The organism is Roseibium album, assembly GCF_965233825.1.
GTDB lineage: Bacteria > Pseudomonadota > Alphaproteobacteria > Rhizobiales > Stappiaceae > Roseibium > Roseibium album.
Map to the genome: position 1 here is coordinate 6,920,172 of NZ_OZ247583.1, position 12,443 is coordinate 6,932,614.

Consider the following 12,443-nt stretch of genomic DNA (forward strand, 5'->3'; position numbering starts at 1 on the left):
TCCTTACATTCTGTCTCGCAGCGACGCCATCGTAGCCCGGTATTTCGCGCGGATAGCGTTGCCTTTTACATGTTTTCCGTCTCGAACAACATGCCGCCCGGCGGACCAGACATCGGAAACAAGTCGGTCATCGCCCGCGAAAATGTAGGTATCCAGAATTTCATCACCGTCGCGTCCTTCAAGATCGATCGCGTTCGCGTCAAGGACAAGGAAATCGGCAAGACAACCCGCGGAGATCATTCCCGACAACCGCCCGGCAGCCTGCGCACCGCCTGCAACGGCTCCGTCGAAAAGAATGCGTCCGGTGGACTTTTCCGGTGTTGCAACCGATGCCCGGCACTTGTCCCGCAAGCGTTGGGAATACTCAAGTGTCCGGAGTTCCTCTGAAAGAGAGATGCGGATGTTTGAATCCGATCCAACACCGAACCGGCCATCGTTCTGCAAAAAGCGGACACCGTCGAAGATACCATCACCGAGGCTCGACTCTGTTATCGGGCAGAGACCGGCAACAGCTCCCGATTTCGCCAGATCAGTGGTTTCGCGAGGCGTCATCTGCGTGCAATGGATCAGGCACCAGTTTTGAGAAACGTCCTGGTTTTCCAATAGCCATTCAACAGGCCGTTTGCCCCTGACTTCCTGCACCTCGTCCACTTCGGCAACCTGCTCGGCAAGGTGCATGTGAACCGGTCTCTGGCCAGCCAGGGCTACCGCATCCCTGAGACCTTCCTCGTCGACCGCGCGCAGGGAATGCGGCGCAACCCCGAGAACGGCGTCATCCGGCAGCGATTTGATCGCCGTTTCGGATTTCTCGCGAAGCTTTGCAAATCGGTCGAAATCGTTTCCGAAGCGGATCTGTCCCGCGGCAAGTCCGCGTTTGTCACAGCCGCCATACTGATAAAGCACCGGCAGATGGGTCAATCCGATCCCTGTTTCGGACGCTGCGCAGATGATGCGTTCGGACAACTCGGCAAGGTTTTCATAAGGTGTGCCGCCAGGCTGGTGATGGAGATAGTGGAACTCGCCGACAGCGGCATAGCCGGCCTCAAGCATTTCCATCTGCACGAAGGCGGAAATCGCCTCGACATCCTCCGGCGTCAGGGTATCAAGGAATCGGAACATGATTTGGCGCCAGGTCCAGAAACTGTCGCGCGCGTTCTGCCCTCGTCGCTCGCTCATGCCGGCCATCGCACGCTGAAACGCATGGCTGTGCAGGTTCACGGGCGCTGGAAGCAGAATACCAACGGTTTGTCCGGAAGGTTCGGCATCTCGCTCGACCGAAATTATTCTTCCTTCGTCTGAAACAGTTACGGCGACATTTTCCGCCCATCCATCGGGCAAAAGTGCCTTCTGCGCAAAAACACCTGCTCCAGGGACTGCCGACATACTGTGCTTCCTTCGTTGACACATTAATATGTGCATGCATATTATCTTATAACGCAATCTAATCAAGCCGGAGATGGTTCTTGTCCCAGCGCCTCCTGATCAACGCCAGCCTGGCAACACTTGCTAACATCGGCACACCTTATGGCTTGATCGAAGAAGGTATCCTGGCGCTGGACGGCGGCAAGATCGCATGGATCGGCAAAGTGGCAGATCTTCCTGCTGCTTATCAGAACTGGGAACGGCAGGATCTCGCCGGACGCCTGGTAACACCCGGCCTGATCGATTGTCACACGCATGTCGTTTTCGGCGGCAATCGCGCACGAGAATTCGAAATGCGGCTCGAAGGCGCCACCTACGAGGAAGTCGCGAGAGCCGGTGGCGGCATTGTCTCGACAGTCAAGGCGACACGTTCAGCCAGCGAAGAAGACTTGCTGGACCAGGCCCTGATCCGGGTCGATGCCCTGATCGCCGAGGGTGTCACCGCGCTTGAAATCAAGTCGGGTTATGGCCTCGACCTGGACACTGAATTGCGCATGTTGCGCGTTGCAAGAAAGATCGGCAGCGTCAGGCCCGTTCACGTCCGGACGAGTTTTCTCGGTGCACATGCCGTTCCAGCGGAATTCAAAAATCGTCCGGATGCCTATATCGATGAAGTCTGCCTGCCGGCACTTGAAGCTGCCAACGCAGAGGGACTGGTCGATGCGGTCGACGGATTTTGCGAGGGAATTGCCTTTTCGCCCAAACAGATTGACCGGGTCTTCGACAAGGCGCGAAGGCTGGGTCTTCCGGTCAAGCTGCACGCCGAACAACTTTCAAATCTGGGCGGGGCCGCGCTCGCCGCTTCGTACGGTGCACTCTCGGCTGATCACCTGGAGTACCTGGACGAGGCCGGAGCAAAGGCGCTCGCCGAAAGCGGCAGCGTTGCCGTGCTTCTGCCTGGAGCTTTCTACACGCTGCGCGAAACCCGGCAACCTCCCCTGGACCTCCTGCGGCAGGAAAAGGTGCCAATTGCGCTCGCGACCGATTGCAATCCCGGGTCTTCGCCGCTTGCCTCAATTCTCCTCACCCTGAACATGGGCTGCACGTTGTTCCGCATGACACCGGAAGAAGCCCTGGCAGGCGTGACACGCGAGGCTGCAAGGGCCCTCGGCCTTGACGACCAGGGAACGCTGGAAGTTGGAAAACGCGCGGACCTGAACGTCTGGAATGTCGGTCATCCTGCCGAACTCAGCTACCGCATCGGTTTCAACGCGCTTCATGACCGTATTTTTGGAGGCTCTGAATGAGCACCCTCACGCTGACACCGGGGTCCGTGACCCTTGCCGATCTGGAACGCATCTACCGGGAAGAACTGCCCGTTCGCGTTGACCGGTCTGCCGAAGCTTCAATCAGGCAGGCATCTGAACGCGTGGCGAAGGCGGCTCGGGGCGTTGAGGCCGTCTATGGCGTCAACACCGGGTTCGGAAAGCTTGCCAGCGTCAAGATCGCGGCTGAGGACACGGAGACCCTTCAACGCAATCTGATCCTGTCGCATTGCTGCGGTGTTGGCGAAGCGCTTGACCGCACGACGACCAGGCTGATGATGGTGCTGAAACTTCTCTCGCTGGGGCGCGGGGCCTCCGGGGTGAGGTTCGAAGTCCTGCAGCTGATCGAGGATTGTCTCCAAAATGGCGTGACGCCGGTTATCCCCTCCCAGGGTTCCGTTGGCGCTTCCGGCGACCTCGCCCCTCTCGCCCACATGACGGCGGTCATGATCGGAGAAGGCGAAGCAGTGCTGGACGGTGAGCGGATGCCGGGCGGCAAAGCGCTTGAAAGCGCGGGGCTTTCGCCTGTCGTACTCGGCCCAAAGGAAGGCCTCGGCCTCATCAACGGCACACAATTTTCGACCGCTTGCGCGCTGACGGGTCTTTTCGATGCCTGGCGCCTCGCGGAGGCCACGCTCGTCACTGCAAGTCTTTCCACCGATGCGATCATGGGGTCAACGGCTCCACTGCTTGCCGAAATTCACGAACTGCGTGGCCACCGCGGACAGATAGAAGTCGCAAGAACAATGCGGGACATCATGTCCGGATCGGAAATCAGGGAAAGTCACCGGGAAGGCGACACCCGCGTCCAGGACCCTTACTGCATCCGCTGCCAGCCTCAGGTCGCAGGAGCCTGCGTGGACCTGATGCGCATGGCGGCAATGACGCTTGAAGTCGAAGCCAATGCGGCAACGGACAATCCCCTCGTTCTGATCGATGCCGACAGGATCGTATCAGGCGGTAACTTCCATGCGGAGCCCGTCGCTTTCGCCGCTGATCAACTCGCGCTAGCGGTTGCCGAACTCGGAGCAATTGCACAAAGACGCGTTGCGCTGATGGTCGACCCGACCCTGTCCTTCGACCTGCCGCCGTTCCTTGCAAGGGATCCCGGCCTCAACTCCGGCATGATGATCGCAGAGGTCACCACCGCGGCCCTGATGAGCGAGAACAAGCATCTTGCCAATCCCTGCTCGACAGACTCAACGCCCACCAGCGCCAATCAGGAAGATCACGTCTCCATGGCAGCGCATGGGGCCCGTCGCCTTGGCCGGATGAACGCGAACCTGTCACATATCCTGGGCGTCGAGATCCTGTGTGCGGTCGAGGGCATCGAACACAGGGCACCGCTCAGAACCAGCCCGTTACTTCTGTCGGTCATCGCCAAGCTGCGGGCGGAAATTCCAGCCCTGAGCGAAGACCGCTATCTCGCGCCAGATCTGGAAACGGCAGCAGACCTTGTTCGGTCCCGGGCACTGGTGTCGACGGTCTCGGGCGAGCACATGATAAAGCTGGGAACGCACCATGCAGCCGCTTGACGTCACACGGGGCGACGGCCCGCTCGTTCTCGGTGTGCCCCACTCGGGAACCTACATACCGGAAGATATCCTGGAACGGCTGAATTCACTGGGACAAAAGCGTGCCGATACCGACTGGCATGTTGACCGTCTCTATTCAGATCTCCTGCCCGGTGCCACAATGGTGCGCGCCAATTTCCATAGGTATGTGATCGACGCCAACCGGGACCCTGAGGGCGTCAGCCTCTACCCCGGCCAGAACACCACGACCCTTTGCCCGACAACCGACTTTGACGGCAAGCCGATCTATCACGAAGGCCAGGAACCGAACGCCGGCGAGATCGAATCCAGACGCCTTGCCTGGCACGCGCCTTATCACGCAGCCCTGCGTGCCGAACTTGAGCGTGTCCGGGCAAAACACGGTGTCGCCATTCTCTATGACTGTCATTCCATACGTTCGGTCGTACCGTTTCTCTTTGAGGGAACGCTGGCGGATTTCAACACGGGCACGAATAATGGCGTGACCTGTGCGCCGGAATTCGAAACCGCTGTTTTTGATCGCACCAGAAACGCGGACGGGTATTCCGCCGTTCTCAATGGACGGTTCAAAGGCGGCTGGACAACACGTCACTATGGCCGCCCGTCGGAGGGCTTTCACGCCATTCAGATGGAACTGGCTCAAAAGACCCATCTGGCAACCGAAGATCTGCCCTTTGACTACGACGCGGACAAGGCACGCAGGCTTCGTTCCCACCTCAAAGACATCCTCGCGGCACTTGAGGCCATAGCACCGGTGCTTGCCGACCAGAATTCAAAGATCGAGGGAGCGCATCATGAATGATCGCCGACACAATGCGCGCGATGTTTATCCGCCGACCGGGACGGAACTGAATGCAAGGTCCTGGCTGACCGAGGCTCCGCTGCGCATGCTGATGAACAATCTTCATCCGGACGTCGCGGAAAACCCGCACGAGCTCGTCGTATATGGCGGCATCGGTCGGGCAGCCCGTACATGGGATGACTTCGACCGTATTGTCGCCAGCCTGAAGCAGCTTGACGAAGACGAAACACTGCTTGTCCAGTCCGGAAAGCCGGTCGGCATTTTCAGAACCCACAAGGACGCCCCGCGCGTATTGATCGCCAATTCCAATCTGGTGCCGAACTGGGCGAACTGGGACCATTTCCACGAGTTGGATAAGATGGGTCTTGCCATGTACGGTCAGATGACGGCCGGATCCTGGATCTATATCGGCACGCAGGGCATCGTTCAGGGCACTTACGAAACATTCATGGAAGCCGGACGGCAGCACTACGACGGCAACCTGAAAGGGCGTTGGATTCTGACCGGTGGCCTGGGGGGCATGGGCGGCGCACAGCCGCTTGCTGCGGTCATGGCGGGCGCTTGCTGCCTGGCGGTCGAATGTGATGAAAAGAGTGCCGATTTCCGGCTGCGCACGCAATACGTGGACGAAAAGACCCATTCACTGGATGAAGCGCTGGAACTGATCGACCGCTGGACCAAGGCAGGCGAAGCGAAGTCCGTAGCCCTGATCGGCAATGCTGCGGACGTCTTTCCCGAACTGGTCAGACGCGGCGTGAAACCCGATATCGTCACAGATCAGACGTCGGCGCATGACCCGGTAAACGGATACCTGCCGCAGGGTTGGACAGTGGCCGAATGGCGCGCAAAATCGGAGACAGATCCCAAGGCTGTCGAAAAGGCCGCGCGCGCCTCCATGCGGGTCCATGTCGAGGCAATGGTTGATTTCTGGAATGCCGGAGTACCGACCCTCGACTATGGCAACAACATTCGCCAGGTGGCTCTGGAAGAGGGTTTTGAAAACGCGTTCGCATTCCCTGGCTTTGTCCCAGCCTATATCCGTCCGCTGTTCTGCCGCGGTATCGGTCCCTTCCGCTGGTGCGCTCTTTCCGGCGATCCGGAGGACATCTACAAGACCGACGCCAAGGTGAAGGAATTGATTCCGGACGATCCGCATCTGCACAACTGGCTCGACCTGGCGCGAGAGCGAATTTCTTTCCAGGGTCTGCCGGCGCGCATCTGCTGGGTCGGTCTCGGCCAGCGGCACCGGCTCGGTCTTGCCTTCAACGAGATGGTTCGCAGCGGCGAGTTGAAAGCGCCGATCGTGATCGGACGCGACCATCTGGATTCAGGATCTGTCGCATCTCCCAACCGCGAAACCGAGGCGATGCAGGACGGATCCGATGCTGTTTCGGACTGGCCTTTGTTGAACGCACTGCTCAACACCGCATCCGGTGCGACCTGGGTATCGCTGCATCATGGCGGTGGTGTCGGCATGGGATTTTCGCAACATTCGGGCATGGTCATCTGCTGCGACGGTACCGAAGATGCCGACAGGCGGATCGGCCGCGTGCTTTGGAACGACCCGGCGACTGGTGTGATGCGTCACGCCGACGCCGGCTACGAGATCGCGCTGGACTGCGCGAAAGAACAGGGGCTCAACCTGCCGGGCATTTTGGGCAAGTAACGAACATGGCAGGACGCTCTGAACCGACGAATTTGAACTGAGGGGAATTAGCATGAAAAGACGTGATTTTCTCAAAGCCGGTGCAACCGGAACCGCTGCCGCCGCGGCAGCAACAGCGCTCGCCGCTCCGGCGATTGCCCAGGACGTCCGCCAGTGGCGCATGGTCACTGCCTGGCCGAAAAACCTGCCAGGTCCCGGTGTCGCGGCCCAGATGCTTGCGGACCGCATCACGGCTCTGTCCGGTGGACGCATCGAGGTTAAACTCTTTGCAGCCGGCGAGATTGTTCCAGGCAACGGTGTCTTCGACGCGGTCGGTCAGGGCACAGCGGAGCTTTACCACGCCGTACCGGCCTACTGGGGTTCCAAGTCAAAGGGTATCCTTCTGTTCGGATCCCAGCCTTTTGGTCTGACAGCGCCCGAACAGGCTGGATGGCTGATCCACGGCGGTGGCCAGGCGCTTTACGACGAGATCTATGGCGGGTTCAACCTGAAACCATTCCTCTGCGGCAACTCCGGTCCACAATGGGCAGGCTGGTTCCGCACCGAAATCAACAGTGTCGACGACCTGAAAGGCCTGAAGTTCCGGTCGACAGGTCTGGCCTCCGAAATGTGTTCCAAGCTCGGCATGGCGGTTCAGGCCATGAGCGGTCCTGCCATGTTCCAGGCGCTTCAATCCGGCGCACTCGATGCAGGTGAATTCATCGGGCCATGGACCGACAGCGCACTCGGCTACTACCAGATTGCCAAGAACTACTACTGGCCTGGCGTCGGTGAGCCGTCTTCCGCGGAAGAGTGTGCGGTCAATCTGGAAGCCTACAATGATCTACCGGACGACCTGAAGGCTGCCGTCTCGCACGCCTGTGCCAGCCTCTACAACGATGTCCTGACCGAATACAACACCAAGCACGCTCAGGCCCTGACCCAATTGGTCAACGAGCATGACGTGATGGTGCGCAAGTTGCCGGACGAAGTCATCGTGGCCATGGGCAACGCGGCTGGTGAAGTCATCACGGATCTTCGTTCCAGCGATGACGAACTGGTCAAGCGTATCACGGAAAGTTTCCTCGCCTACCGTGCGCTGATGCATGAATACATGCCGTATGCCGACAACGGCCAGATGAACGCACGGCTGCTGGACTACAAGTACGACTAGGTTGCTGTTCCAACGGCTCTTTTCCAAAGTTCCGAGGGACCTCCAAAAGGCCCCTCGAAACACCCTTTGTCGTCCCTGTGAAGGCTGGGATCCAGTAGCCGTGAACTTTGAAAAGAAAGATGAGCCTGGCGGCGTACCGGATCGCCGCTTTGCTCCGTCCGGGATGACAAGACAGGGCGATGGTTTCGAAACCCGGGCCCGAATGGTTATGCCGGCATGACAGAAACAAGCGACTGGAAACCACCCCCTTCCAGGGTCATCCTCCGGCTTGACCACGGGATCCATTCCGCTTCCACTCCGCATTGGAATCGCGGCATGGTGACGGCACCGATTGCAGAGACCTGCTCTGCGATGACGTAGCATTAAGAGATCAGGCAACAACAGGGGCAGGACAAACCGCAATGCTAAAACTCGCGGACGTGCTGGAGCGCGTCAATTCTCTCATAGGCAATACGCTGTGCTGGGCAGCGCTTGCCATGATGCTCCTGCAATTCGTGATCGTGCTCCTGCGATATGTCTTTGGCTACAGCTACATTTTTCTGGATGAGGGTGTCCTTTACTTCCACGCAGCCCTCTTCATGCTCGGTGCAGGTTATACATTTCTCGTCAATGCCCATGTCAGGGTAGATATCTTCTACGCCAAATGCACCGAACGGACCCAGGCATGGATCGACCTGTTCGGTCACCTTTTCCTGCTCACGCCCGCTCTCATCGTGCTGATCTGGTTTTCCTGGCCCTATGTGCGCGGTAGTTGGGCGATCCTGGAAGGTCCGATATCCGTCGGCGGCATTCCGGCCTCCTATCTGCTCAAATCCCTCATTCCGGCTTACTGCGTGCTTTTGCTCATCCAGGGCGTTGCGGCCTTCATCCGTGACATTGCGAAGCTGAGGGGTGCCCGTGCATGAGCCTGCCACTCGACCTCATCATGTTCGGAGCGCTGATCGCCTTCATTCTGCTCGGTTATCCGGTGGCTTTCACGATAGCCGGAGTTGCCACGGGATTTGCCCTTCTCGGCTGGGTGCTCGGAGACTTCAATATCCAACTCATGGGAGCGATGGGCCAAAGGTTCTTTGGCGTCCTCGTCAATCCCGTTCTGACTGCAATTCCGCTTTTCGTCCTGATGGGAGTCATTCTGGAAAAGAGCCGGATTGCCGAAGAACTGCTGGAGACCATGGGACGCCTTTTCGGGCGGATGAACGGCGGTCTCGGCGTCTCCGTCATACTCGTCGGAGCACTGCTTGCGGCCTCTACCGGCATTGTCGGCGCAACCGTCGTTGCGATGGGGCTTATTGCCCTACCGACCATGCTGCGGAATGGCTATGATCCGAAACTCGCCTCCGGAATGGTCTGCACCGCCGGAACGCTCGGCCAGATCATCCCGCCATCGACCCTCTTGATTATCCTTGCCGACGTTATGTCGAATGCCTTCCAGCAGGCGCAATACGCACAAGGAAAATTCACGATAGAGACCATATCCGTGGGTCAGACCTTTGCCGCCGCCATGGTCCCCGGCCTGCTGCTGGTTGTCGTCTATTGCGTCTATGTCCTGGCCCGGGCCAGGCTCTTTCCGGGTGATGCCCCGGCCATGAACGAAAATGTCGACCGGCCCTCCGGCAAGGAAATCGCCGCCGCCATTGTTCCACCAATTCTGCTGATCATCGCTGTTCTGGGTTCTATACTCGGTGGCATCGCCTCTCCGAACGAAGCCGCATCCGTCGGCGCAGTCGGCGCAATTCTTCTTGCTGGGCGCCGACTTGGCGTTTCCACGAAGCTGATTGTACTGGCAACGCTCGCTTTGCTCGTCCTTGCAGTTGTCGCAACACTTATGCCGGTCCGTCTGCAACGATCCGACGTCACACCCGTTGGATATCTGCTTGCGGCAGTCTATGCGGGTCTTGCCATCTTCGCCGTCGGCGTTGTGGTCCGCATCCTGCTGGCAGCATTTGCAGACGGTCTCTTGAAGGCCTCCCTCCTGTCGACCCTCACGGTCACATCAATGATTTTCGCCACCATCCTCATGGCGAGTTTCTTTTCACTCGTCTTTGTCGGCCTTGGCGGCGAAGACAGGGTGCATGCCATCCTGAATGAAATGCCTGGCGGAGCAACCGGTGCGTTGATCTTTGCAATGCTGTTTGTCTTCGTCCTCGGCTTCTTCCTCGACTTCGTCGAAATCTCGGTAATCCTCCTGCCGGTGCTAATCCCGCCACTCATCCTGATGGGGATTGACCCGATCTGGCTGACTGTCCTGATCGCGATCAATCTCCAGACATCGTTCCTGACGCCACCGTTCGGCTTTTCGCTGTTCTACCTGCGCGGCGCTGCGCCCAAGGAAATCACCACAGGCCAGATCTATCGTGGAGTGGTGCCCTTCATAGGGCTTCAGATCATCGCAGTGGCCATCTTGTGGCTGTTCCCGATCCTCGCAACCTGGTTGCCGCGTTCGCTTTACTGATCCGGTGAGAGCAGACAAAGGTGCTCGCCGGGCGCGATCGCCGACAACCTGCTGTCCGGCATCCGTGAAACGGATGTCCGGGAATCATGTGATTCACGCAGACGATCTTTCAGGGTCAGTATCCGGCCATAGGCCGCATCGATTTTCCGAACCAGAAGCGGATCATTTTCGGCTGCCTCAAGGAGAATCTTTGCAACCTTTTCAGGAATTCTCGGGTCAGGCCGCTTGTCGTTGGCAAAGAGCAGGATGTCGGTTTGTGCTTGAACAGCCCGTAAGACGGCCTCTTCCAGCGAGAAGTTCCATCTGATGGCATCCATCTGGATGTCATCTGAAATAACAACGCCGTCAAACCCAAGATCGTTTCGCAGAACTTCCACCAGCGCTGTCTCTGAAAGAGACATGGGTACATCCTCATGGACACTTTCAATCGACCGGTTGATGACATGGGCTGTCATGATCAGGTCGACATTTGCATCGTCGATCAGTTGCCGAAAAGGTTCCAACTCATCCGATGACCAGGTAGCCGATACGTCGACTGCGCCCTTGTGGCTATCTCGTCGGCTCGAACCATGCCCAGGAAAGTGTTTCAACGCGGTCAGAACACCATGATGCCTGTGGGCAGAAACAAAAGCTGCTCCGTAGTCTGCAACACGGTCCGGATCTGAGGAATAGGACCGTCCCAGCCGCCCGATAATCGGATTGCGTGGGTTGACATCAACATCGACGACGGGTCCGAGATTGAGCGTGAAACCCCAGTCTGCAAGTTCACTGGCAAGCGCTCCGTAGGTCTTTGCCGCTTCGGACAGGTTCCCCCGACGCGCCATTCGTTTTGCAGCTGGTGTATGCGGAAAGCCGTGATGCCGCTTCAAACGCTGCACTTTCCCGCCTTCCTGGTCGATCGCAATCAAAGGCGGCAGATGGGTTTGCGCAGCTTCCCTCAGCTCCGCATTCATCCGCCGCACGCTCTGCCGGTTCTTCAAATTCCGTCCGAGATAGAGAACCCCGCCGATTTCGCCGCTTTCCATTTGCGCCCGGACCTGCTTGAAGCCCGCTCGATCGACCGTGTTTCCCAAAAACCCGACCAGAATCATCTGGCCGATCTTTTCCTGCAATGTAGCGGTGTCTTCAGCCCGGACAACGTTCTCAACGGTTTCCGCTCGCGTTTCACCGGGACCGCTAACAATCAACAGAAACGAATAGACAATTGCTGCTAAAAATCGGTGTGGCACCCTCATTTGGCCCTCCGAGCTCTCGACGACACGCCTCAGGCAGTAAATAAGGCACGAACCTGTGATTTCACATGAAAATCACATTGCTTCCATTCAGACCCGCAAAGCGGACGAACCGACCCTGGGACACAGCTTCAAAACAGAGCTGCCGCTTGATGTTTCGAGCGCGCCGAATACCACGCAGGATGCGTGAAAGGCGCGACGATCAGGGATAACTCGATTTTGCGCGAGTAAGGTTAGCTCTGTTGACGCGCCGAGTGACGACAGGCTTTGTTCAACAACGTACAAACCAAGAATGTTGCGATCAAGCTGAGGTAAGAGATGGATCAGGATCTGTTCGAAAAGGGACTGGAACAACGAAAGGCAACGCTCGGAGCCGAGTATGTCGAGAACAACCTGGCCAAGGCGGACGAGTTTACTCGCCCCTTTCAGGAGGCCATGACCGCCTGGTGCTGGGGGTTCGGCTGGGGCGATGACGTGATTGACGCCAAGACCCGCTCCATGATGAATCTCGCCATGATCGGCGCGCTCGGCAAGATGACCGAGTGGGAAATTCACTGCCGCGGCGCAATCAACAATGGCGTCACCAGGGAGGAAATCCGCGCGATCATTCATGTGGTTGGAATCTACTGCGGCGTCCCGCAAGCACTCGAGTGCTTCCGGGTCGCAAAGAAAGTGCTGGAGGAACAGGACCCGAACCGGAAGTGATTTTCCATGCCGATCCCGCGCGTGTCCTCTGCAATTCCGGACCCGGGCCGGAAACGGCATCTTCGGGTGTTCAGATGTGACCCCGCTTCAAGGCCGGGGAAGCATATTGGAGCGCGCGTAATGACAGCACGAAATACCAGAAAACGGCCAATTCACTGCACCTGTCCGGGTTGCCGCGTTTTTTTTCGTACCA

General features: G+C 58.2%; 10 protein-coding genes. 8 read left to right on the forward strand and 2 right to left on the reverse strand.

Annotation, left to right across the window (positions count from 1 at the left end):
• Positions 1-3: 3 nt before the first annotated feature.
• Positions 4-1,383, reverse strand: coding sequence for a formimidoylglutamate deiminase (locus tag ACO6TI_RS31760; RefSeq protein WP_422384091.1), 1,380 nt, complete (start codon positions 1,381-1,383; stop codon positions 4-6).
• An 80-nt stretch (positions 1,384-1,463) separates the two neighbouring features.
• On the opposite strand from ACO6TI_RS31760, the gene hutI reads away from it, so the two are divergent.
• The 7 genes from hutI (at position 1,464) to ACO6TI_RS31795 (ending at position 10,313) form a co-directional block, all read left to right on the forward strand.
• A complete protein-coding gene (hutI, locus tag ACO6TI_RS31765; protein ID WP_422384092.1) occupies positions 1,464-2,669 on the forward strand; it encodes an imidazolonepropionase in 1,206 nt (401 codons plus the stop codon).
• Positions 2,666-4,222 (forward strand): histidine ammonia-lyase, encoded by a 1,557-nt coding sequence (gene hutH, locus ACO6TI_RS31770; RefSeq protein ID WP_196896785.1) that lies wholly within the window; start codon positions 2,666-2,668, stop codon positions 4,220-4,222. The genes hutI and hutH overlap by 4 nt, the downstream gene beginning before the upstream one ends.
• A complete protein-coding gene (hutG, locus tag ACO6TI_RS31775) occupies positions 4,209-5,042 on the forward strand; it encodes an N-formylglutamate deformylase (RefSeq protein ID WP_422384093.1) in 834 nt (277 codons plus the stop codon). The genes hutH and hutG overlap by 14 nt, the downstream gene beginning before the upstream one ends.
• Positions 5,035-6,708, forward strand: a complete 1,674-nt coding sequence (gene hutU / locus ACO6TI_RS31780) for a urocanate hydratase (protein ID WP_196896786.1) — start codon at positions 5,035-5,037, stop codon at positions 6,706-6,708. The genes hutG and hutU overlap by 8 nt, the downstream gene beginning before the upstream one ends.
• Positions 6,709-6,760: 52 nt before the next feature.
• Complete coding sequence (locus ACO6TI_RS31785; RefSeq protein WP_055113482.1) at positions 6,761-7,861, forward strand: TRAP transporter substrate-binding protein; 1,101 nt, start codon at positions 6,761-6,763, stop codon at positions 7,859-7,861.
• A gap of 401 nt (positions 7,862-8,262) precedes the next feature.
• Positions 8,263-8,766, forward strand: coding sequence for a TRAP transporter small permease subunit (locus ACO6TI_RS31790; RefSeq protein WP_055113484.1), 504 nt, complete (start codon positions 8,263-8,265; stop codon positions 8,764-8,766).
• Positions 8,763-10,313, forward strand: a complete 1,551-nt coding sequence (locus tag ACO6TI_RS31795) for a TRAP transporter large permease subunit (RefSeq protein ID WP_196896787.1) — start codon at positions 8,763-8,765, stop codon at positions 10,311-10,313. The genes ACO6TI_RS31790 and ACO6TI_RS31795 overlap by 4 nt, the downstream gene beginning before the upstream one ends.
• On the opposite strand, the gene ACO6TI_RS31800 is transcribed toward ACO6TI_RS31795, so the two are convergent.
• Positions 10,307-11,548 carry a glycoside hydrolase family 3 protein gene (locus ACO6TI_RS31800; protein WP_282047647.1) on the reverse strand — a complete coding sequence of 414 codons (1,242 nt, stop codon included), beginning with the start codon at positions 11,546-11,548 and terminating at the stop codon, positions 10,307-10,309. The two genes, ACO6TI_RS31795 and ACO6TI_RS31800, sit on opposite strands and share 7 nt — an antisense overlap.
• Positions 11,549-11,863: 315 nt before the next feature.
• Between ACO6TI_RS31800 and ACO6TI_RS31805 the strand changes: the two genes are divergently transcribed.
• Positions 11,864-12,250 carry a carboxymuconolactone decarboxylase family protein gene (locus ACO6TI_RS31805; protein ID WP_196917635.1) on the forward strand — a complete coding sequence of 129 codons (387 nt, stop codon included), beginning with the start codon at positions 11,864-11,866 and terminating at the stop codon, positions 12,248-12,250.
• Positions 12,251-12,443 lie beyond the last annotated feature (193 nt).

Excerpts from the sequence above, each read along its gene's own strand:
- ACO6TI_RS31760 (WP_422384091.1), bottom strand. The coding sequence starts at position 1,383 with ATGTCGGCAGTCCCTGGAGCAGGTGTTTTTGCGCAGAAGGCACTTTTG.
- hutG (WP_422384093.1), top strand. The coding sequence starts at position 4,209 with ATGCAGCCGCTTGACGTCACACGGGGCGACGGCCCGCTCGTTCTCGGT.
- hutU (WP_196896786.1), top strand. The coding sequence starts at position 5,035 with ATGAATGATCGCCGACACAATGCGCGCGATGTTTATCCGCCGACCGGG.
- ACO6TI_RS31805 (WP_196917635.1), top strand. The coding sequence starts at position 11,864 with ATGGATCAGGATCTGTTCGAAAAGGGACTGGAACAACGAAAGGCAACG.
- ACO6TI_RS31795 (WP_196896787.1), top strand. The coding sequence starts at position 8,763 with ATGAGCCTGCCACTCGACCTCATCATGTTCGGAGCGCTGATCGCCTTC.
- hutH (WP_196896785.1), top strand. The coding sequence starts at position 2,666 with ATGAGCACCCTCACGCTGACACCGGGGTCCGTGACCCTTGCCGATCTG.
- ACO6TI_RS31800 (WP_282047647.1), bottom strand. The coding sequence starts at position 11,548 with ATGAGGGTGCCACACCGATTTTTAGCAGCAATTGTCTATTCGTTTCTG.
- ACO6TI_RS31790 (WP_055113484.1), top strand. The coding sequence starts at position 8,263 with ATGCTAAAACTCGCGGACGTGCTGGAGCGCGTCAATTCTCTCATAGGC.
- ACO6TI_RS31785 (WP_055113482.1), top strand. The coding sequence starts at position 6,761 with ATGAAAAGACGTGATTTTCTCAAAGCCGGTGCAACCGGAACCGCTGCC.